Origin of the sequence: Pseudoduganella sp. R-31, from assembly GCF_049913235.1 — a bacterium.
Taxonomy (GTDB): domain Bacteria; phylum Pseudomonadota; class Gammaproteobacteria; order Burkholderiales; family Burkholderiaceae_D; genus Rugamonas.
On record NZ_CP183986.1, the window covers coordinates 560,526 to 582,386 of the forward strand.

At 61.5% G+C, this 21,861-nt stretch carries 18 protein-coding genes; 14 read left to right on the plus strand and 4 right to left on the minus strand.

What is annotated here, in order from left to right:
- Positions 1-256 precede the first annotated feature (256 nt).
- The 9 genes from ACN9MY_RS02600 (at position 257) to ACN9MY_RS02640 (ending at position 7,220) form a co-directional block, all read left to right on the plus strand.
- Complete coding sequence (locus ACN9MY_RS02600; protein ID WP_426167191.1) at positions 257-997, plus strand: hypothetical protein; 741 nt, start codon at positions 257-259, stop codon at positions 995-997.
- Positions 998-1,024: 27 nt separating this feature from the next.
- Positions 1,025-1,873, plus strand: coding sequence for an ATP-grasp domain-containing protein (locus ACN9MY_RS02605; RefSeq protein ID WP_426167193.1), 849 nt, complete (start codon positions 1,025-1,027; stop codon positions 1,871-1,873).
- 140 nt (positions 1,874-2,013) lie between these two features.
- Positions 2,014-2,463: a hypothetical protein gene (locus ACN9MY_RS02610; protein WP_426167195.1), complete on the plus strand. Its 450-nt coding sequence runs from the start codon at positions 2,014-2,016 to the stop codon at positions 2,461-2,463.
- Positions 2,464-2,477: 14 nt separating this feature from the next.
- Positions 2,478-3,260, plus strand: coding sequence for an ATP-grasp domain-containing protein (locus tag ACN9MY_RS02615; RefSeq protein WP_426167197.1), 783 nt, complete (start codon positions 2,478-2,480; stop codon positions 3,258-3,260).
- Positions 3,261-3,346: 86 nt separating this feature from the next.
- Complete coding sequence (locus ACN9MY_RS02620; RefSeq protein ID WP_426167199.1) at positions 3,347-4,000, plus strand: glutathione S-transferase family protein; 654 nt, start codon at positions 3,347-3,349, stop codon at positions 3,998-4,000.
- A gap of 17 nt (positions 4,001-4,017) precedes the next feature.
- Positions 4,018-5,310 carry an amino acid deaminase gene (locus ACN9MY_RS02625; RefSeq protein ID WP_426167201.1) on the plus strand — a complete coding sequence of 431 codons (1,293 nt, stop codon included), beginning with the start codon at positions 4,018-4,020 and terminating at the stop codon, positions 5,308-5,310.
- 37 nt (positions 5,311-5,347) lie between these two features.
- Positions 5,348-6,307, plus strand: coding sequence for a prolyl aminopeptidase (gene pip, locus ACN9MY_RS02630; RefSeq protein WP_426320327.1), 960 nt, complete (start codon positions 5,348-5,350; stop codon positions 6,305-6,307).
- On the plus strand, positions 6,307-6,759 hold the full coding sequence (locus ACN9MY_RS02635; protein ID WP_426167205.1) for a DUF2721 domain-containing protein: 453 nt from the start codon (positions 6,307-6,309) through the stop codon (positions 6,757-6,759). The genes pip and ACN9MY_RS02635 overlap by 1 nt, the downstream gene beginning before the upstream one ends.
- A gap of 8 nt (positions 6,760-6,767) precedes the next feature.
- Positions 6,768-7,220 (plus strand): hypothetical protein, encoded by a 453-nt coding sequence (locus tag ACN9MY_RS02640; protein ID WP_426167207.1) that lies wholly within the window; start codon positions 6,768-6,770, stop codon positions 7,218-7,220.
- 9 nt (positions 7,221-7,229) lie between these two features.
- Here the strand turns inward: ACN9MY_RS02640 and ACN9MY_RS02645 are convergent, their stop codons facing one another.
- Positions 7,230-7,859, minus strand: a complete 630-nt coding sequence (locus ACN9MY_RS02645; protein ID WP_082507173.1) for an SRPBCC family protein — start codon at positions 7,857-7,859, stop codon at positions 7,230-7,232.
- 87 nt (positions 7,860-7,946) lie between these two features.
- Here ACN9MY_RS02645 and ACN9MY_RS02650 point away from each other — a divergent pair, with 87 nt between their 5' ends.
- A complete protein-coding gene (locus ACN9MY_RS02650; RefSeq protein ID WP_426336815.1) occupies positions 7,947-9,986 on the plus strand; it encodes an FAD-dependent oxidoreductase in 2,040 nt (679 codons plus the stop codon).
- Positions 9,987-9,991: 5 nt separating this feature from the next.
- Here ACN9MY_RS02650 and ybaL read toward each other — a convergent pair whose 3' ends face one another.
- The 3 genes from ybaL to ACN9MY_RS02665 all read right to left on the minus strand — a co-directional run bounded on the left by ybaL (position 9,992) and on the right by ACN9MY_RS02665 (position 14,497).
- Positions 9,992-11,710 carry a YbaL family putative K(+) efflux transporter gene (gene ybaL, locus ACN9MY_RS02655; RefSeq protein ID WP_426336816.1) on the minus strand — a complete coding sequence of 573 codons (1,719 nt, stop codon included), beginning with the start codon at positions 11,708-11,710 and terminating at the stop codon, positions 9,992-9,994.
- A gap of 122 nt (positions 11,711-11,832) precedes the next feature.
- Entirely contained in the window at positions 11,833-12,954 is a 1,122-nt protein-coding gene (locus ACN9MY_RS02660) for a beta-ketoacyl-ACP synthase III (protein ID WP_426336817.1), read from the minus strand.
- Between the two features lie 112 nt (positions 12,955-13,066).
- The gene (locus ACN9MY_RS02665; protein WP_426336818.1) at positions 13,067-14,497 is read right to left on the minus strand and encodes a S41 family peptidase; all 1,431 of its coding nucleotides are present in this window, start codon (positions 14,495-14,497) and stop codon (positions 13,067-13,069) included.
- 287 nt (positions 14,498-14,784) lie between these two features.
- Here ACN9MY_RS02665 and ACN9MY_RS02670 point away from each other — a divergent pair, with 287 nt between their 5' ends.
- From ACN9MY_RS02670 to ACN9MY_RS02685, 4 genes are all read left to right on the plus strand, one after another.
- Complete coding sequence (locus ACN9MY_RS02670) at positions 14,785-15,357, plus strand: hypothetical protein (protein ID WP_426167217.1); 573 nt, start codon at positions 14,785-14,787, stop codon at positions 15,355-15,357.
- A 108-nt stretch (positions 15,358-15,465) separates the two neighbouring features.
- Positions 15,466-17,643: a TonB-dependent receptor plug domain-containing protein gene (locus ACN9MY_RS02675; RefSeq protein WP_426336819.1), complete on the plus strand. Its 2,178-nt coding sequence runs from the start codon at positions 15,466-15,468 to the stop codon at positions 17,641-17,643.
- Positions 17,644-17,695: 52 nt separating this feature from the next.
- The gene (locus ACN9MY_RS02680) at positions 17,696-19,702 is read left to right on the plus strand and encodes a M13 family metallopeptidase (protein ID WP_426323668.1); all 2,007 of its coding nucleotides are present in this window, start codon (positions 17,696-17,698) and stop codon (positions 19,700-19,702) included.
- 107 nt (positions 19,703-19,809) lie between these two features.
- Positions 19,810-21,837 carry a M13 family metallopeptidase gene (locus ACN9MY_RS02685; RefSeq protein ID WP_426320342.1) on the plus strand — a complete coding sequence of 676 codons (2,028 nt, stop codon included), beginning with the start codon at positions 19,810-19,812 and terminating at the stop codon, positions 21,835-21,837.
- Positions 21,838-21,861: the final 24 nt, after the last annotated feature.

Sequence of the window (21,861 nt, forward strand, 5' to 3'; positions counted from 1 at the left end):
TTGTCGTGATGTGGACAGTTGCCGCGATTATCGCGTTGAATTGGCTGTCCCTCATTGCATATATCGTCACAAGGCACGAAGGTAACTTCTCCTTTGCCCCGCCATTTCTGTGTGGCATTGCCGGCGCTATCGCAAGTGCCATGTCGAATGAGCCGTATGGCTTCGCGATCTCTGCAGCATTCTTGCTGCTTGACCCCAGCATAGGACTGGCGCTGGGGACTATCGCCTTTAAGAAATGTCGGGGGGGCTCAACGCAATGAGAATACTGAAAAAGCTGATTGAAGTCTTCGATCGCAGAAAGAGCCGGGAAGGCCCTGTGGCCTCGGCTGCGGCGCCGTTTGAAACGCCAAGTTCGTCAGGGAATACGAAAGTTAGGCCGACCGCTAGAAGTATCATTGAAGCACTTCGCAGCGATGAGATGATTATAGCCAAGCGTCAGCTACGGGAGTGGTGGATCGGCTTGCATAAAGAGTGGCTTCCTTCCGGCGAATGCTGGGTCATTGGAGGATACTTCTTCTTCTTTGATTTCCAATGGCCACTAGTCGAGGCTATTGGCAATGCTTTCGAAAGCGCATCAAGCCCGAGAATTTTCGTCGGCCGAGCCGCATACTGGCGAGTCGCATCCATCGAACTGTGGGAGGCCGGAAAAATCGAAGTACTTCGCAGGAGACTTCCGGGAGCACTAAGGATCTACGATCCCCAGGTCTACTTGATCTGGGCGAGGGTATTGGTTCTCGATGGTAAGTCGCTGGAAGCTGGAAAGTATTTCCTCTTCTCTGGTCTGTATGATGATTCCGAGAGTGAGTTTGTATCGCACTTCAAACGGACTCTCGCTCGGGCACATCCGAACGAAATCACTGGAAGAATGCCTGGGCCTTGCACAACAAGAAGGGCAAGGCGAGGATTCCCACCTAAGGTTTATGAGGACTTGGCAACCGTGCCCAGTCCGGAATGGTTGAGGCGACGTCCCGCTCAGTTGATGTGGGCGACATATTAGCCTCATGACCACAACATTGCGCATAGAATGGGTTATGCATTGAGCAGGGTGAACGTTGCGCGTATTGAGAAAAAGCTTTTCGTTGTTAGCGACGTGGTGGGCGTATCCGCATACGACTTCAACTTCGACTTGCACTTTGCATGCGATCATCCATATCGGGTCGAGGGCGAGTCGCTGTGCATCCTGAGGATCGGCCCTATCGACGATTACGCAGCCGAATTCAGGGAGAAGCTGGACATGGGGCTACGCCTCGTGAACTCCCCGGACGAGCACTCCCGCGCCAGTGAACTTGAACACTGGTATCCCTACCTGGAAGGGCTCACGCCGCGAACCCAGGTCTTTGATGCATTGCCGCACGTGGAAGAAATCGAACAAGATTTCCAGTGGCCAGTCTTCATGAAGGGCTCCAGGCAAACGAGCAAGCATAATCCTGATCTGTCTGTCATTCAAAGCCGTGAGCACTATGCATTGGTTTCGGAGAAGTATCGTAACGATCCGATCCTGCACTGGCAGAAGCCGGTAATTCGAGAGTTTGTCCCACTTATGCCGGTGGAGGGCAGTGTCCCAGGTAAGGTTAAGCCGTCGATGGAGTATCGATCATTCTGGTGGCATGGCAAGTGTGTCGGTTGGGGGCGGTACTGGTACCAGGTCGCTCCGTATCATTGCGCCGATGTTGATGCCGGGCTAGAGGTCGCCAGGCAAGCCGCCGCGCGCCTTGATGTGCCATTCCTCGTAGTAGATTTCGCAAAAACCGCAAATGGGCGTTGGATCGTGATCGAGTGTAATGATGCGCAGGAGTCCGGCTATGCAGGCATTCCTCCGCAGGTGCTCTGGCAAAACGTTCTCGCGCAATTTCTCAGCCCTTGTCAAAGATGACAAGGCCGTACGAATGGAGACCGATCCCGCACCATCTGGATATTGTTTGTCCAGCGTGCAAGCAGCGCGCAGAATTCGAGTTTGCCGAAGTTGTTTGCATCAAGCTGAAATCGGATGTGGAATTTTTTCAGAAGAGCAGCTTGTTCGAGTACCAGCAGTTCCAGGACTCATGCGGCCATAAGTGGCATGCGGCACTCTATTACCAGGGACTTCATGGTCGTCCCGAGAAGGCACTTCACGAACTCCCTGATGGCTATTCCGCGGACGACTGGGAGCATTCGCGGTTTCTCAAAAATCGTAGCGGCTGGCCGGTTGGCTCGATTCGATGTGGTTCCTGCCATCTGCGGCGCAAGCATGTGTTGAGCTGGCCCACAGACGCCTATTTTTCGATCACCTACCGCAACCATGTGCTCTGGGCGTTTCACCGCGAATCCGCCAGCGAAGTGTTGCAGTACTTGCTGTCCAAGGACAGGAATCGGTCGCGGTATCGTTGGGGTTGCTTCATGCTGTACATTCCAACCATATTCAAAACAGGTAAGGCCAGGGAGTCCGTTGCAAAGCAACTGAAAAACCTGCTCCTCCTGCCATAACTGGAAAGCCCCGAATGTATTTGTTATACCCTTCTGATCCATTCAATAAATCAGCCGTGGACGAAGAGTACGCGGAAGAGTTTGCTGCCGTCATTAAGGCGGGCCTTGCTTACTCCCTGTTCTCGTTTGAAGACTTTGAGAGCGATCGGTTCCGCGCCAGGCCGGTGCTCCCGGCTGGCGTGAAGGTCGTTTATCGAGGATGGATGATGACGCCCGAGTCGTATGCTCGACTGGCTGAAGGCGTTGCCGCGAGTGGGGCGCAAATGAAGACCAGTGCCGAGGAATACCGCCGGTGTCATTATTTGCCAGAGTGGTATCCCGTTTGTGAAGCGTGGACGCCCGAAACCATCGTGGCGGAAAGAAGCGCCGACTTTGTGAGTCTTGTCAGTGGCAAGAATTGGCCAGCTTATTTCGTCAAGGATTACGTCAAGTCACTCACCACGCAGCGTGGGTCGGTCGCACAAACGCCTGAAGGGATCGCGGAAGTGGTTTCCCTGATTGCGCAATACAGGGGCTCGGTGGAGGGCGGGATATGTATTCGCAAGTTTGAGGAGCTCCGTCCCGAAACCGAAGAACGATACTTCGTACTCAACCGGAAAGCGTTCTCAAGGGACGGAAATGTTCCTGCACTCGTTGCGGAAGTGGCCGAACGTGTTTCGAGCCCCTTCTTTTCCGTTGATACTGTCCTTGATGCGTCTGGCCAATTGAGGTTGATAGAACTGGGTGACGGACAGGTATCAGATAGGAAAAAGTGGACGCCTGCCCAGTTTGCTGCAATGCTTCAGAACCAGCCGTAAGATCAACGGCTTATGTCGATTTCACCGCTGGTGATTCGTCGTCATTCCTGAAAGGGCATTTTCGCCTCGATTACCAGGAGACTCCGATGAACAAAACCATTACTGCATTCGAACGTTCGCCCGATGGCGGCATGGGCCTGGCACGCGATACGCGCGTCCGCTGGGCGCTCGAAGAAACAGGCCAGGCTTACGAGGTACGGCCGGTTTCCTTCGCCGCGATGAAGGAGCCTAAGCACCTTGCCCTGCATCCGTTCGGCCAGATTCCGACCTATGAGGAAGGCGACCTGACGTTGTTCGAGTCGGGCGCGATCATTTTCCATATCGCTTCGCACTATCCGGGCCTGTTGCCGGAGGATGCCAATGCCCGGGCGCGTGCGATCACATGGATGTTTGCGGCACTCAACACGGTTGAGCCGCCGATCCTGGAAATCGTTATCGCCAAATTCCAGGAGGGTGACAAGCCGTGGAGCAAAGAGCGCCTGCCCCTGATCATGGATCGTATCCGCGTTCGGCTTGGCCAGCTCTCCGCGCGCCTGGGTGATGCACAATGGCTGGATGGCGATTTCAGCGCGGGCGACCTGGTCATGGTGTCGGTGCTGCTCAGGCTCAAGCCATCGGGTATCCTCAGTGAATTCCCCCGACTGGCCGCATATGTGGCCCGTGGCGAAGCGCGCCCCGCCTACAAGCGAGCCTTTGCCGCACAGTTGGCGTTTAATACTGCCGAGCCAGCGGCCGGCTGACGATGATTGGATGACTTATGTACGCGCTGCCCGAACTCGATGAACAAATCCTGCAGCCTGGCGTGAAAGGCCTGCCTATCGTGGAGCCGCTGCGTCAGCACATGATCGGCGCCCAGCATTGGAACGTGCTGGCGGCGGACACGAGCCTGCCGGTGGCGGTACTGAAGGCTTCTGCACTGCAGCACAACCTGGCCTGGATGCGCGGCTTCTGCGAGCGCCATGGGGTGCTGTTGGCGCCGCACGGCAAGACCACCATGAGCCCGCATCTGTTCGCGGCGCAAATCGAGAACGGCGCCTGGGGAATCACGCTGGCCACTATCCCGCAGGTGCAGATCGCGGCGCGTTTTGGCGTGCGGCGCGTGATCCTCGCCAATGAACTGGTGGCGCCGGCCGATATCCGCGCGGTACTGCACCTGATGCAGGAGGACCATTCCTTCGAGTTCTTCGCACTGGTCGATTCGCAGCAAGGCGTCGAGCGCCTGGCGCGTGCCGTGCAGGCCTTAGGGCTCGCGCGGCCCTTGCCGTTGCTGGTTGAACTGGGCATGAAGGGCAGGCGCGCCGGATGCCGCGATCCGGAGGAAGTGATGGCGGTAGCGCGTGCCATCGCCGCTGCACCCGGACTGCAACTGGCCGGCATCGAGGGCTATGAAGGCCTGGTCGTGACCGACAACCGCGATGCCGATGTGGAGCTGGTCAACGGCTTCCTGCAGCGCATGGCGGAAATGCTGAGGGCCGCGGCGGCGGAAGGCCTGTTCGGCGGCGAGCAGGTGATTATCTCTGCCGGCGGCTCGGCCTATTTCGACCGCGTGGCGCGCGAGTTTGCCGGGCTGGCCGTGCAAGGCAAGAAAGTCCTGCCGATCCTGCGCAGCGGATGCTACCTGACCAATGACCACGGCTACTACGGTGGTTTGACCAGTGAACTGGCCAGCCGCGAGGGCAAGGCGGCAGGGGAGGGCCTGCGGCCGGCGCTGGAAGTCTGGACCACGGTACTGTCGCTCCCCGAGCCGAACCTGGCCATCCTGTCCATGGGCAAGCGCGATGCCTCGCACGACCTGGGCCTGCCGCGGCCAATCGCCGCGCATCGGCCGGGCGCGGGCGCGCTGGCGCTGCCGGAGGGCGCCGTGATCGACAAGATGAACGACCAGCACGCCTACCTGCGCTGGCCGGAGGGCGTCGAAGGGGGCCTGCAGGTGGGCGACCTGGTGGGCTGCGGCATCTCCCACCCCTGCACCACCTTCGACAAATGGCCGCTGATGCTGCTTGTGGATGACACGTACAACGTTCTTCAAGCCATCAATACCTTCTTCTGAGCGGTTACAATCTTGGCTTCACGCACAGAGGATAGACATGCCCGACGCCTTGCCACACCTGTTCCCGCCAATCCAGCCCCGCAATAGCGGCATGCTGGCTGTCGATGACATCCATACAATTTATTGGGAAGAGGTGGGCAACCCGAACGGCATTCCGGTCGTCTTCTTCCACGGCGGCCCTGGCGCAGGCATGTCGCCGCAGCACCGCCGCTTCTTCAACCCGGACCACTACCGGGTCATCCTGTTTGACCAGCGCGGCGCCGGCAAATCGACCCCGTTGGGCGAGGTGCGCAACAACACCACCCAGCTCCTGATTGAGGACATCGAGCGCCTGCGCGCCCTGTTCGGCATCGATAAATGGCTGGTATTCGGCGGCTCCTGGGGCTCGACGCTGGCGCTGGCTTACGGCCAAGCCCACCCGGAGCGTTGCCTGGGCTTCGTCCTGCGCGGCATCTTCCTCTGCACCCAGAAGGAAATCGACTGGTTCCTGCAAGGCTCGGAATGGTTCCATCCGGAGGTGTACGACGAATTCGTCGCCACCATCCCGGCCGGTGAGCGCGGCAACCTGCTGCAAGCCTACGTCAAGCGCATCATGGACCCGAACCCGGACGTGCACTGGCCCGCCGTGCGCGCCTGGAGCAAGTTCGAAGGCCGCCGCGTCTTCCTGCTGCCGCAGCCGGAGGAACCGCCATCGGACACCCTCGACCTGGGCGTCGGCCGCATGGAATCGCACTACATGGCCAACCTGGGCTTCTTCTCCGACGGCCAGTTGCTGGCCAATGTGCCGCTTATCGCCCACCTGCCGGCGGTGATCGTCCAGGGCCGCTATGACGTGATCTGCCCGCCGGTATCGGCCTTGCGCCTGCAGCAGGCCTGGGGCGCCAATGCCGTGATGAAGATGATTCCGGACGCCGGCCACGGCGCCATGGAGCAGGGCATCAGCCGCGCCCTGGTCAACGCTACCGAACAATTCCGTCAGCAAGGACGCTTCGCATAATGAATCTGCAGCTTGGCGACATCGCCCACATCATCCAGCTTGCGATTGCCCCGGTTTTCATGCTGTCCACAGTCTGCACCAATCTCCTGGTGCTGCTGAACCGCCTGGCGCGCATCATCGACCGCTCGCGCGTGCTGGAAGAGCGCCTCGACGTGGCCTATAACGACACGTATATCAACGAGCTCGATATCCTGTACCGCCGCTCTCACCTGATCAATGTTGCGATTGCGCTGTGCACGGCCTGCGGCCTGTTCGTCTGCCTGGTGGTGGCTCTGCTGTTCGTTGGCGACGCTACCAACGTCGCGCTGGACAAGTACATTGCCGGCCTGTTCATCGCCGCGATGATTTGCCTGATCGGCAACTTCGGCTACCTGCTGCGCGAAATCTTCATCGCCTCGACATTCATGCGTGCCCACCGCCACGTGCGGCACATCGAAAGAAATCCAAACTAAGAGTCATCATGCACGATTACAAACGCCCACCTACGCTGCACCGCTACGGCCCGCGCAGCGAACTCGAACAAGCCCTGAAGGATGGCCAGTTCGTGCTGCGCCCTGTGGGCAGCTTCCTGACCCTGAGCTTTTCGCAAGCCTGGAACCGCGACCTGTTCGACCATTTCGGCGCCGACAGCTGCCTGGTGATCCACAACACCGAGGAATTCGGTGAGCGCATTCATCGCGCCGTGCAGCGCACCTTGCCGAATTGGGCCGGCATCGATGGCGCCATCGAATACGGTGGCCGCGCCGCGCTGGGCGCTGCCTTCACCAAGACGCGTGAAGATGCGGTCGAGAAAGAATGGCAGTTTGCCTGGCGCTCCATGCAGACCGCATCCACCATGAACCCGGTGGTGATCCGCATCGGCAGCCTTGAGAATTTTGCGGAAGTGCGCGACCGCGACCACTACACGGCCTAAGCCGCCGCTTTAAGGAACGCTGGGCACTCCGCCCAGGCCGCGTGCCAGTTCGGACTGTTTCGGCAGCGCCGGTTGGCGTTCCAGGTGGGCCAGCACCGCATTCATCATGCGTTCGATATCGCCGCGGATGATGTTGGTGCCCAGCAGGCCCGGCACGTAGAAGTTCGGCATCAGGCGCCCGCTATACACCACGCGGGTGCCGCCGGTTTCCGGAATGGGAATCAGTTCCCAGCGCGCCTCGTAGTGTTTCATGTCCCCCGAAACCAGGGCGATGTCGATCGACGACATCGGCTGCTCCGTTGCACGCACGACAAGATGGATGGAGCGCGACATGAACAGGAAGCGCGCCGTGCCAAATTGCTCAATGATGACTTCGTTACCATTCCGGGAAAGCACCCGGCACGACGCCATGTCGGGCACGAATTCTTCCATGCGGTCGTAGGTCGTGAGGGTGCGCCAGACTGTTGGCAGGGATGCATGAACGGTGCCGCTGGCGTTCACTTCATAGAGCTGTTGCGCGTCTGCCTTCACCCGGTTGACGGACACTTCCAGCTTGGGAATCTCCAACCGGGCCGCCTGGCCCGCGCCGAACGCGGGCGCGGTAAAACCGAGGAACAGTACTAATAACAGTCGCTTCATGCTACCAGCGTAAGGGAACTGGTGGCAGAATACAAGCGCCGCGCGCTTCCATCGTTAGACAGCGCACTGAACTCCCGCCTTACCCCTATGACCACGAATTTCCCGCATCTCCTCTCGCCCCTCGACCTGGGTTTTACCACCTTGCGCAACCGCGTCATCATGGGTTCCATGCACACGGGGCTGGAGGATCGCTTCTTCAATTATGACAAGCTGGCCGCCTTCTACCGCGAGCGCGCCAGGGGCGGGGTAGGGATGATCGTGACCGGCGGCATCTCGCCGAACCGCCAGGGCTGGCTGCTGCCCTTTGGCGGCACCATGAACTTCATCGGCGACGTGTTCAACCACCGCAAGCTGACCCGTGCCGTGCACGAAGAGGGCGGCAAGATCCTGATGCAGATCCTGCACGCAGGGCGCTATGGCTACCAGCCGTTTGCCGTGTCCGCCTCCGACAAGAAATCGCCGATCTCGCCCTTCAAGCCGAAGGCGCTGACCGAAAGCGGCATCGAATCGACCATCAAGGCCTACGTGCGCGCCGCCAGGCTGGCGCAGAAGGCCGGCTATGACGGCGTCGAGGTGATGGGCAGCGAAGGCTACCTGCTGAACCAGTTCCTCTGTGCCCGCACCAACCTGCGCACCGACCGCTGGGGCGGCAGCATCGAGAACCGCATGCGCCTGCCGGTGGAAATCGTGCGCCGCATGCGCGATGCAGTCGGCCGCGACTTCATCATCATGTACCGGCACTCGCTGCTGGACCTGGTGGACGGCGGCAATACCTGGGAAGAGGTGGTGACTGTCGCCAAGGCCTTGCAGCAGGCCGGCGCCACCATCCTCAACACCGGCATCGGCTGGCATGAGGCGCGCGTGCCGACCATCGTCACCTCGGTGCCGCGCGCCGCCTTCGCCGAAGTGGCGGGCCGCCTGCGCAAGGAGGTGACCATTCCCGTGGTCGCCTCGAACCGTATCAACATGCCGGCGGAGGCCGAGGACATCATCCGCCGCGGCGATGCAGACATGGTGTCGATGGCGCGCCCCTTCCTGGCTGATGCTGAGTTCGTTAACAAGGCCGCTGCCGGCCGCGCCGACGAAATCAATACTTGCATTGGATGCAACCAGGCCTGCCTTGACCACACTTTCCAGAACAAGCGCGCCAGCTGCCTGGTGAACCCGCGCGCCTGCCATGAGACGGAGCTGGTGTACAAGCCCGCTGCGGCTCGCCGCAAGGTAGCGGTGGTCGGCGCCGGTCCTGCCGGCTTGTCGGCTGCGACGGTGGCGGCGGAATGCGGCCACGACGTCACCTTGTTCGACTCGGGCGACCGCATTGGCGGCCAGTTCAATATCGCCCGGCAGATCCCGGGCAAGGAAGAATTCAACGAAACCCTGCGCTACTTCGGCCGCAAGATCGAGCTGACCGGCGTCAAGCTGCAGCTCAATCACCGCGTCACGCGCGAAGAACTGCTGGCGGGCGGCTATGACGACGTGATCGTCGCCACCGGCATCCGTGTGCGCAAGCCGAAGATCGACGGCATCGACCATCCGAAAGTGCTGTCCTATCTCGACGTACTGCGCGACAAAAAGCCGGTCGGCAAGCGCGTGGCCATCATTGGCGCGGGCGGCATCGGCTTCGACGTCGGCGAATACCTGTTGCATAACCCTGAGCATGCGCTGCCCCTGGCAAAGGAGCATTGGACTGCCGAATGGGGCGTCGACCTGCACGCCAAGACGGGAGGCGGCCTGGTGCCGGCAAAGGCGGCGGAGCCGGTGCGCCAGCTCTACCTGCTGCAGCGCAAGACCAGCAAGCTCGGCGCCGGCCTTGGCAAGACGTCGGGCTGGGTGCACCGCGCGGTACTGGCGCGCAATGGCGTGGTGATGATCCCCGGCGTGCAGTACAAGCGGATCGACGACCATGGCCTGCACATCCAGGTTGGCGAAGAAGAACGCTTGCTGGCAGTGGATAACGTGGTGATCTGCGCCGGCCAGGAAAGCCTGACTGAACTGATGCCGCCGGAAGGCGAGGCAGCTGCGGCAGGCGCCCCGCGCTTCCACAAGATCGGCGGCGCCGCCCTGGCAGCAGAACTCGACGCCAAGCGCGCCATCAAGGAAGGCGCGGAGTTGGCAGCGCGGCTGTAGGCGCGCTAGGCGTGCGTCCTGCCGATTTCGCCGGCGACGTGCGCCGCCATCGACTTGGCCAGCTCCTGCTCGCCGATGAAGATGACGCCGGCGCGCTCGCTGCGCAGCAGGGCAGCCTCCTCTTCGCTGTGCGTGCGCACCGCGATCTTGATATCCGGATTCAGCGCGCGCGCCGTTTCGATCATGGCGCGCACGTGGAAGGTATCCGGCGTCGCCACCACCAGCATGCGCGCCTTGTGGATATGGGCCTGGATCAATACCGCAGGTTCGCCAGCATTACCCGCCACGGCGGCGATGCCTTGCTGGCGCAGCTGGTCGACCAGCTCGCGATTCTGCTCCGCCACCACGTAATGGATGCCCTGAGCCGCCAGCTCTTCAGCAATATTCCTGCCCACGCGGCCATAACCGACCAGCACCACCTGGCCTTCCAGCTTGGATTGCGCGGTCGTCATCGGCAACTCTGCCAGCGGATCGGCGGTGCGCGCATATTGCGCCGCCAGTACCTTGTTCTTGCCCAGCATGCGCTCCAGCGGGCCAGCGAGCAGGAACATCAGGGGGTTCAAGGCGATCGACAGGATAGCGCCGGCCAAGATCAGGCTTTGGCCTTCATGCGGCAGCAGCCCAAGCGAGATGCCCAGCGCCGCCAGGATGAAGGAAAACTCGCCGATCTGCGCCAGGCTGGCCGACACCATCAGCGCCGTGCTGGCTGGATAGCGCAGCAGCACCACGAGCGCGAAGGCCGCAATCGACTTGCCGAACAGGATAATGCCCACCACAGCAAGAACGCGCAGCGGCTGTTCAACCAGGATCAACGGCTCGAACAGCATGCCGACCGAAACGAAGAACAGCACCGCGAACGCATCGCGCAATGGCAGCGATTCATGCGCGGCGCGATGGCTCAGCTCGGATTCGCGCAGCACCATGCCGGCGAAGAACGCGCCCAGCGCGAAGGAGATGCCGAATAGTACGGTAGCCGCATAAGCGATGCCCACTGCCGCAGCGATCACGCACAGGGTGAACAGCTCGCGCGAATTGGTGCGCGCCACCTGCCACAAGATCCACGGGAACAGCTTGCGGCCCACCAGCAGCATGAAGCCGACGAACAGCGCCACCTGGCCCAGCGTGACAGCCAGCGCCTTGAGCACGCCGCCCTCGGCCGCGCCATGGCCATGGCCGGCAGCATCGCCGGCATTGCCGCCCAAGGCGCCTGCCAGCGCGGGCAGCAGGACCAGCACGAGGACCGTCACCAGGTCCTCAACCACCAGCCAGCCGACAGCAATGCGGCCGTTGAACGAATCCAGCGTGCCGCGCTCCTCCAGCGCCCGCAGCAGCACCACCGTGCTGGCCACCGACAGCGCCAGACCGAACACCAAGCCACCGCCCAGGCTCCAGCCCCAGAAATGCGCCAGTGCCATGCCCATGCCGGTCGCCGCCGCGATCTGCAGGATCGCACCGGGCAGCGCCACCTTGCGCACCTCCCACAAATCATCGAGCGAGAAATGCAGGCCGACGCCGAACATCATCAGCATCACACCGATTTCAGCCAGCTGGCCAGCGAGCGCGCTGTCAGCGGCAAAGCCAGGGGTAGCAGGACCGATCAGGATGCCGGCTGCGAGATAGCCGACCAGGGCGGGAAGTTTGAGGCGGGTGGCGATAAAGCCGAAGACGAGACCGAAGCCAAGGGCGGCGGCGATAGTAGTAATCAGGCTGATGTCATGCGGCATGCAGGGCCTCCTTTCGCAAGGAGTATAACTGCATGAAAGTCGGGGTCAGGTCTGGCAATCCACCACTTTTTTCGCATCGCGAAAAAAGTGGTGGATTGCCAGACCTGACCCCGACTTTTATCTTAGGCTTTACGTACGACGACGGAGCCGATGGAGTAGCCGGCGCCGAAGCTGCAGATCACGCCGTAGGAGCCGGACGGCAGGTCGTCCTGGTGCTTGTGGAAGGCGATGATGGAGCCGGCCGACGAGGTGTTGGCGTAGGTGTCCAGGATCACCGGCGCTTCCAGCGGCTCGGCGTCGCGGCCGAGGATGGTGCGGGAGATCAGCTGGTTCATGCTCAGGTTGGCCTGGTGCAGCCAGAAGCGGCTCATCTGCTCAACCTTCAGGCCGGCGCGGTCGATCGATTCCTTGATCATTTGCGCTGCCATCGGGCACACGTCCTTGAATACCTTGCGGCCTTGCTGCTTGAACAGCTTGTCCGGCGCGCCGATGCCGCTTTCGTCGAAGCGGTTCATGAAGCCGAAGTTGTTGCGGATGTTGTTGGAGAAGCTGGTCTTCAGCTTGGTGTCCAAGATGTCCCACTGGTGTTTGGATACGGCGCCTTCCTTGGCTTCCACGATGATCGCAGTGCAGGCGTCGCCGAAAATAAAGTGGCTGTCGCGGTCGCGGTAGTCCAGGTGACCGGAGGTGATTTCCGGATTCAGGATCAGTACCGCGCGCGCCTGGCCACTCTGCACCGCGCCAACCGCAGTCTGGATGCCGAAGGTGGCCGAGGAGCAAGCCACGTTCATGTCGAAGCCGAAGCCGTCGATGCCCAGCGCCTGCTGCACTTCCACCGCCATCGCCGGGTAGGCGCGCTGCATGTTCGAGCAAGCCACCAGCACCATGTCAATGTCCGCCGGGCTGCGGCCGGCGCGGTCCAGCGCCTGGCGTGCGGCTGCCACGCAGATCTCGGCCTGCAGCGACAGTTCGTCGTTGCTGCGCTCGGGAATGCGCGGGGTCATGCGTTTCGGGTCCAGGATGCCGGTCTTTTCCATCACGTAGCGCGACTTGATGCCGGACGCCTTTTCAATGAAGGCTGCGCTGGATGGCTCCAGGGCAGTCACGGTGCCGGCTGCGATGGCAGCGGCGTTTTCCGCGTTGAACAGTTCGGCGTAGGCGTTGAAGGCGGTGACCAGCTCTTCATTGCTGATCGAGTTCGCTGGAGTAAAGAGGCCGGTTCCGCTGATGACGGCTTGTTTCATGGTCAATATTTCTTTCTTGGAATGGGTCAGGCGACCGGTAAGATGGCCGATTTTACCGCATCGGCAACGAAAAACGGCGCCCCAGGGGGCGCCGCCTTAACCTTTGCCAGCTTTATTTCTTCGGTGGCGGATCCAGCTTGACCAGCTTGGATTCGGCCTTGGCCAGTTGCACCGGAACGCCTTGCAGGTGGTTGAGCGCCTGCTTGAGCTGGAAATCGTCGCCGCTGCCGTATTCCAGCGGCTTGCGCTTCTTCTCGGCAGCCAGGATGCGCATCTGTTCTTCCAGCTCGTCGCGCGGGGCCTTGCCGGCTTCCTGCTCGCGGTCGTTGCTCAGGTGTTTGGCGAGGTCGGCTTCGCGCATGCGCAGGCTGTTCAGGCCGTCGCCATCCTCGTTCTCGTCCACCGCCAGGTCAGGCGAGATGCCTTTGGCCTGGATCGAGCGGCCGTGCGGCGTGTAGTAGCGCGCGGTGGTCAGCTTGACGGCGGTATCGGCGGTCAGCTGGCGAATGGTTTGCACTGAGCCTTTGCCGAAGGTCTGCGAACCGATGATGGTGGCGCGCTTGTAATCCTGCAGGGCGCCGGCCACGATTTCGGAGGCCGAGGCGGAGCCGGTATTCACCAGCACGGCCATTGGGATGTGCTTGACCGCTTCCGGCAGCTTGGCCAGCGGATCGCCATCACCGCGCAGCGAGTAGTATTCGGCGCGGCCGTAGAAGATCTGTTTCGAGTCCGGCAACTGGCCGTTGGTCGAGACGATCGGGGTGTCCTTCGGCAGGAAGGCTGCCGCGACGCCGATCGCGCCTTGCAGCACGCCGCCCGGGTCGTTGCGCAAGTCCAGGACCAGGCCCTTCAGGTGCGGGTCCTGGCGGTACAGTTCGGTGATCTTGGCCGCGAGGTCGTCCACGGTGGGTTCCTGGAATTGCGAAATGCGCACCCAGGCATAACCCGGCGAGACGATCTTGGCCTTCACGCTCTTCTGGTGGATTTCTTCGCGGTTCAGCGTGAATTCCAGCGGCTGCGGCTCATCCTTGCGCATGATCGTCAGCATTACCTTGGAACCCGGCTCGCCGCGCATCTTTTTGACCGACTCATCCAGGCTCAGGCCTTTCAGCGAGGTGGTATCCAGGCGGGTGATCATGTCGCCCGGCTTGATGCCGGCGCGGTAGGCCGGCGAATCCTCAATCGGAGCCACGATCTTGATATAGCCTTCGTCGCCCTGGGCGATTTCAATGCCGAGGCCGACGAACTTGCCCTGCGAACCTTCACGCAGTTCGGCATAGGCTTTCTTGTCGAGGTAGGCGGAGTGCGGGTCGAGCGAGGCGACCATGCCGGAGATGGCTTCGGTCAGCAGTTTCTTGTCTTCCACCGCTTCCACATAATCGGATTTGATCAGGCCGTACACATCGGCAAGCTGCTTGAGTTCTTCCAGCGGCAAGACAGGGTCAGCCTGCTTTTGTGCCATCGCCGAAAACTGCAGGGATACCGCTACCCCCGCGACCACGCCAAGGCCGATCAGCCCAGCGTTCTTGAGTTTCTTGCCCATGTGTCACCTGTTCCGAATACAGCGGTTAACTCGTCCGCCATTGGAATTCAGTATAAACCTGATTTTCAGCAATCGTAGCTGCCAGCATGGAATAAATCCTTTTAAAAGCCACGATAAATTCATAACTTTGTAGGTGTTTGCCAATGTGTTTACCAGAGTAAGTATTTGTAAGAAAGCCAGACCGACTGCGCTGCCAGGCCTACACTGGGTTCGCTATTTCTCTCTACCCTAAAAGTGGTTTATGCCTGCGGCACCCCCGCGGGCATCTTTTTTTCCGGAGCAATAATATGAAACTGATACGCACTGCCCGTGCCGCCTGGCTGGTATTGGCCATGGCTGTCGCGCCTGCTTTTGCCGTGCCGGTCATGGACATGCGCGCCGAAGACCTGGTGCCCATGGCTTCCGAATTTCGCAAGTCCCTGAACCTGAACGCGAACCAGCAGACCCTGTGGGCCAAGGTGGAGAGCCAGAGCAAGGCATTGCTGCGTGAGCGTAAGGCGCGCCGCGAACGCCTGCAGGAAGCGACCAAGCTGGGTTTGCAGGCCCAGAATGTCGAATTGCGCGACCTGCAGGCGGGCCTTGAAGCCGAGCAGGCTGCGACCGCGGCCGAGGACCGCCAACTGCGCGAATGGTGGCTGGGCATCAATGACGCGCTGGACGATGGCCAGCGCCAGGCGGCGGCAAAGTTTCTCGTAGACCAACTGATCCGCATGGAGGAAGGCCTTGGCGGAAGCCGTGGGGAACGGCCATCGGGCGAGGAGGGCGGCCATCGCGGCGGCCACGGCGGACGCGGTGGCATGGGCGGTCCGGGTGGCGGCGCCGGCGTCAGCATTGGCGGCGGCTCTGGCCGCGGCATGTAGCAAGTATCGTAAAGTAACAACGGCGGCGGCCCTGTGCCAGCCGCCGGGGTGGGGATTACAATGCCTGCGCGGCGCCAACCGGCCTGCCGCGTGCAACGTTGCCCACTCATGAAGAAGTTGATCCCTTTCGCCCTGGTGACCCTGGGAGCGGCCAGCGGTGCCGCAGCCCAGCAGGAAGCCATCAAAGCTGCTGATAACGTCGTCCCCCAGGTCACCATCAGCGGCGGCCGCCAGGACGATATGACGGAGCGCCGCAACTCCACGGCGGCCAAGCAAGTGTTCGGCCGCGAAGAACTGGACCGCAACGGCGACAGCAATATCGGCGACGTCTTGAAACGCCTGCCGGGCATCACGCTCGGTGGCCGCGCCGGCCGCGGCGGCGAGGTACGCATGCGCGGCCTGGGCAGCGGCTATACCCAGGTGCTGGTCAATGGCGAACGCCCGCCAGCCGGCTTCTCAATGGAATCGCTGTCCCCTGACCAGGTCGAACGCATCGAAGTCATGCGCGGCCCGGTGGCCGAGCACAGCACCCGCGCCATCGCCGGCATCATCAATATCGTGCTGCGCGACGGCTACCAGATGCGCGACATGCAGGTAAAGGCATCCGACCGCCTGGAGCAGGGCCGCCATTCGCCGGAGCTGTCGGTCACAGCGCCGGGAAAGTCGGGCGCCCTGAATTACACCTTGTCGGCCTCGGTCAACGTCAACCGCCAGCATGACAGCACCCGCACCCACAACACGGAAGTTGAAGCCGATGGCGACCTGGCCAAGGAGCAGTTCCTTGAAAGCGAAAGCGCCGGCAGCACCAAGGGCCTGCACCTGACGCCGCGCTTCTCGTACAAGTTCGAGAACGGCGACACGCTGAACTTCCAGACCTTCCTGATGCACCAGAAGTCGCATAGCGCGGCGCAGACCAACCTGTCGCAGCCGGTCGGCAGCCAGCCGCCGGAGTACAACCTGGCGCAGCAGACCAGCGACGGCGACGTCACTTTCCTGCGAGGCTTCGGCAATTGGGTGCACCGCCTGCAGGGCGCCAGCAAGCTCGATGTGAAGTTCGGCTTCGGCCTGGGCAAGCGTGACAGCGATTCGCTGCGCTACCAGTACGACACGCAAGGCACGCTGCTGGACCGCTTTACCGATACCGACAACACCAGGGACAAGAGCCTCAACACCGGCGGTAAATACACCGCCCCAATCGGCGCCGGCCATTTGCTGGCCGCCGGCTGGGACCTGGAAGCCAGCCACCGCGAGCAGGTGCGCGTATCGCTGGACAGGAGCGGCAACGCGCAATTCGCCGATTCCGGCGACAACCTGGCCGCAGACACCCGCCGCGCCGCCTTGTTCGCGCAGGACGAATGGGACATCACGCCGCAATGGTCGGCCTATGTCGGCGCGCGCTGGGAAGGCATCCGCACCACGTCCGACCGCAGCAGCGGCACCATCAGCAACACCAGCAAGGTCTTCAGCCCGCTGCTGCACGCAGTCTGGAAAATCCCGGGCCACGAAAAAGACCAGGTGCGCGCCAGCCTGACCAAGAGCTACAAGTCGCCCAATGTGCAGGACCTGATCGCCGCGCCGTTCCTGTCGCGCCTGAACAGCGCCACCAGCCCTGACCGTACCGGCAACCCGAACCTGAAGCCGGAACTGGCCACGGGCCTCGATCTCGCGTATGAACACTACCTTGGCCGCACCGGCATCGTCAGCGTCAGTGGTTTCGTGCGCAATATCGACAACTTGATTCGCCGCGAACTCACGCTGCAGCAAACCGAGCTTGGCCAGCGCTGGGTTTCTTCGCCGGCCAACATCGGCCATGCCCGCACCAGCGGCATCGAACTAGAAGCCAAGTTCGCGCTGTCCGAGCTGATGGACAATGCGCCGCAGATCGACTTCCGCAGCAACTACAGCCATTTCTGGTCGAAAGTCGACGGCATCCCAGGCCCTGACAACCGCCTTGACCAGCAAGCAAAACAGACGGCCAACGTGGGCATGGACTACCGCCTGAAAGACATCCCGCTCACGCTTGGCACAAGCTACAACTGGACGCCGGCCATCCGCACCCAGGTGAGCGACAAGCAAGTAGTGGAAGCCAGCCGCAAACGCGTGCTGGACATGTATGCGCTGTGGCGTTTCGACAGCCGCACGCAGATCCGAATCAGCGCCAACAACCTGTTGGCGGATGATGCAACCGGGTACAACCTGGTCAATGCAAATGGGCTCGCCGTACAAGGAGCCACACTGAACCCCACCTATACCCAGTGGAGCGTTCGACTTGAAACCAAATTCTAAAGGGACAAAGAGAGTGAAACGACACATCCTGAGCACCATTACCCTGAGCCTGATGGCGGCATTCGCCCACGCAGGCGGCCACGAAGGCCACGAGCACACTTCGGCCCCGACTTCCGGCATCGACACGCAGTACATCGACAAGAACGTGCGTGCCCAGGACGACTTCTTCGAGCACCTGAACGGCGGATGGCTGAAGACCACTGAGATCCCGGCCGACAAGTCGAGCTGGGGCTCCTTCGCCAAGCTGCGCGACGACACCCTGTTCCAGCTGCGCGACTTGATCCAGGGCCTGCAGGGCCAGAAAGGCCTGAAAGGCGACGACGCCAAGATCGCCGCGCTGTACGCTTCCTACATGGACGAAGCCAAGCTGGAAAAGCTGGGCGCCAAGCCGCTGGCCGGCGAGCTGTCCAGGATCCGCGGCCTGAAAGACAAGAAGGGCATTCCTGCGCTGATCGCCCACTTCAACAAGAGCGGCGTGCCGGCGCCATACGGCGTGTTCGTCAGCCAGGACGCGCGCAACTCGACCCAGTACGCCGCCCACATGGGCCAGTCCGGCCTGGGCCTGCCCGACCGCGAGTACTACCTGAAGAAAGACGACGCCAAGATGGCGGACGCGCTGGCCAAGTACGAGCTGCACGTGGCCAAGATCCTCGGCCTGGCCGGCAACAAGGATGGTGCCGAAAAAGCCAAGGCCATCGTGGCACTGGAAACCGAACTGGCGAAGGCGCAATGGTCGCGCGTCGACAACCGCGACCCGGTCAAGCGTTACAACAAGATGGAAATCACCAAGCTGGCTGAGATCGCGCCAGGCTACGACTGGAAGGCATCCCTGGGTGCCACCGGCATCGCCGCCAAGACCGATACCGTGATCGTGGCACAGCCAAGCTACATGACCGAGTTCGCCAAGCTGGTTGAAAGCACCCCGCTGGAAACCTGGAAGGCCTACTTTGAATGGCAACTGCTGCGCGATGCTTCGCCATACCTGTCGAAGGATTTCGACCAGGCTAACTTCGACTTCTACGGCACCGTGCTGACCGGCGTGACCGAACAGCAGCCACGCTGGAAGCGCGGCATTGGCGTGGTGGAAGCCTCGATCGGCGAAGGCATGGGCAAGCTGTACGTGGCCAAGTACTTCCCGGCCGAGCGCAAGGCGCGCATGGAAGAACTGGTGAAGAACCTGCTGGCGGCCTACAAGCAGAGCATCGACAGCATCGACTGGATGGGCGCTGAGACCAAGAAGCAGGCGCAGGACAAGCTGGCCAAGTTCACCCCGAAGATCGGCTACCCGAACAAATGGCGCGACTACAGCAAGCTGCAGTTCAAGGAGGGTGACCTGATCGGCAACCTGGGCCGCGCCGCCGATTTCACCTACAACCGCAACCTGGAGAAGTTGGGCAAGCCGATCGACAAGGAAGAGTGGGGCATGACGCCGCAGACCATCAATGCCTACTATCGCGCGACCGCCAATGAAATCGTGTTCCCTGCCGCGATTCTGCAGCCGCCGTTCTTTGACATGAAGGCTGACGATGCCGTCAACTACGGCGCGATCGGCGCTGTGATCGGCCACGAAATCTCGCACGGCTTCGACGATTCGGGCTCGCAGTACGACGGCGACGGCAACTTGCGCGACTGGTGGACTGCCGCCGACCGCGCCGCCTTCAAGGTCAAGGCGGACGCCATGGTCAAGCAGTACAGCTCCTACGAGCCGGTGCCTGGCTATAACATCAACGGCAAGCTGACCCTGGGCGAGAACATCGCCGACAATTCGGGCCTGGCCATTGCGTACAAGGCGTACAAGATCTCCCTGGGCGGCAAGCCTTCGCCGGTGATCGATGGCCTGAGCGGCGAACAGCGCGTGTTCATGGGCTTCGGTCAGGTGTGGCGTACCAAGATGCGCGAGCAGCAGGCGATTGTGCAGATCAAGACCGACCCGCACTCCGCCGGCCGCTTCCGCGCCAACGGCACGGTGGTCAACCAGCCAGCCTTCTACGAAGCCTTCGGCGTGAAGGAAGGCGACAAGATGTACGTGAAGCCGGAAGACCGCATCATCATCTGGTAATCATTGTTTTGCTAAAAAGCCACGCAGCCGCGTGGCTTTTCTTTCAACGTTTCACCCCGGCGTGCTAGAGTCGCGCGATACCGTCACATCTACCTAGGAGGGTAACCTTGAAACGCAAGATCCTGAGCGCCGTCATCATCGGCCTCTTCGCTGCAAACGCTGCTATCGCGGCCGGCAAGCCTGCACAGAAATCCGGCATCGAAGCCGCCAACATGGACAAGGCAGTTCGTGCCCAGGACGACTTCTACCAGCACCAGAACGGCACCTGGCTGAAGAACACCGAAATCCCGGCCGAGCGCTCCACCTGGGGCACCTTCGTCCAGCTGTCCGATACCGTCCAGGCGCAACTGCGCACCCTGATCGAAGAAGCCGCTGCCAAGGGCGGTAACGCCGACGCCAAGCGCGTAGGCGACATGTACGCCGCCATGATGGACGAAGCCCGCGCCGAGCAACTGGGCCTGACCCCGCTGGCCGGCGAACGCGCCCGCATCGCAGCCCTGAACGACAAGAAGCAGCTGGCAGCCCAGTTCGCGCACTTCTCGCGCATGGGCGTCAGCAGCCCGTTCGACGTCGGCATCCACCAGGACAATAAGGACTCGACCCGCTACGTGGCCGACCTGTCCCAATCCGGCCTGTCGATGCCAGACCGCGACTACTACCTGAAAAAAGACGACGCCAAGCTGGCCGATACCCTGGCCAAGTTCGAAACCCACGTTGCCAAGATGATGGCGCTGGCAGGCGACAAGAACGCCGCCGCTACTGCCAAGGCCGTGGTCAACGTCGAAACCCGCATCGCCCAGATCCAGTGGACCAAGGTCGAACTGCGCGATCCGGTCAAGGCATACAACAAATACGAAATCGCCAAGCTCAAAGAGCTGATGCCAGGCTTCGACTTCGACACATGGTTCGAAGGCGTGCATATCAACGGCAAGGTGAAGGACGTGATCGTCAGCCAGCCAACCTACCTGCAGGCGCTGGATAAAGTCATCGCCGAAGTGCCGATGGAAGACTGGAAGGCCTATATGGACTACCGCCTGCTGGCGACTTTGTCGCCAGAGCTGTCCAAAGCCTTCGTTGACGAAAACTTCTCCTTCTACGGCACCACCCTGAGCGGCGCCACCGAACTGCGCCCACGCTGGAAGCGCGCCGTATCCCTGACTGAAGGCTCGATGGGCGAAGCGGTCGGCAAGCTGTACGTTGCCAAGCACTTCCCGCCGGAAGCCAAGGCCCGCATGGAACAGCTGGTGAAGAACCTGCTGCTGGCCTTCAAGCAAAGCATCGACACCCTGGAGTGGATGAGCCCTGAGACCCGCAAGGAAGCCCACGCCAAGCTGGCCAAGTTCACCACCAAGATCGGCTATCCGAACAAGTGGCGTGACTACAGCGCGCTGGAAATCAAGCGCGACGACCTGGTAGGCAACGTGATCCGTTCCAGCCAGTTCGAACACGAACGCAATGTGAACAAGCTGGGCAAGCCGATCGACCGCGACGAATGGCTGATGCCACCGCAGCAGATCAACGCCTACTACAACCCTGAGATGAACGAGATCGTGTTCCCGGCCGCCATCCTGCAGCCGCCATTCTTCGACATGAAGGCTGACGACGCGGTCAACTACGGCGGCATTGGCGCCGTGATCGGCCACGAAATCTCGCACGGCTTCGACGACCAGGGTTCGCAGTTCGACGGCGACGGCAACCTGCGCAACTGGTGGACCGAAGAAGACGGCAAGCGCTTCAAGGAGCGCACCGGCATCCTGGTCAAGCAGTACGGCGAATTCGAAGCCCTGCCAGGCTACAAGGTCAATGGCGAACTGACGCTGGGCGAAAACATCGGCGACAACTCCGGCCTGGCCGTGGCCTACAAGGCCTACAAGCTCTCGCTGAAAGGCAAGAAAGCGCCTGTGATCGACGGCTTCAGCGGCGACCAGCGCTTCTACATGGGCTGGGCGCAGGTGTGGCGCACCAAGTACCGCGACGCAGCGCTGATCTCCCGCATCAAGGCCGACCCGCACTCGCCAGGCCCGTTCCGCACCAACGGCACGCTGCGCAACCAGCCAGGCTTCTACGAAGCCTTCGGCCTGAAGGACGGCGACAAGCTGTACCTCGCACCAAAAGACCGCGCGATCATCTGGTAAAAACCGGTACTGCAGTGTCTGACC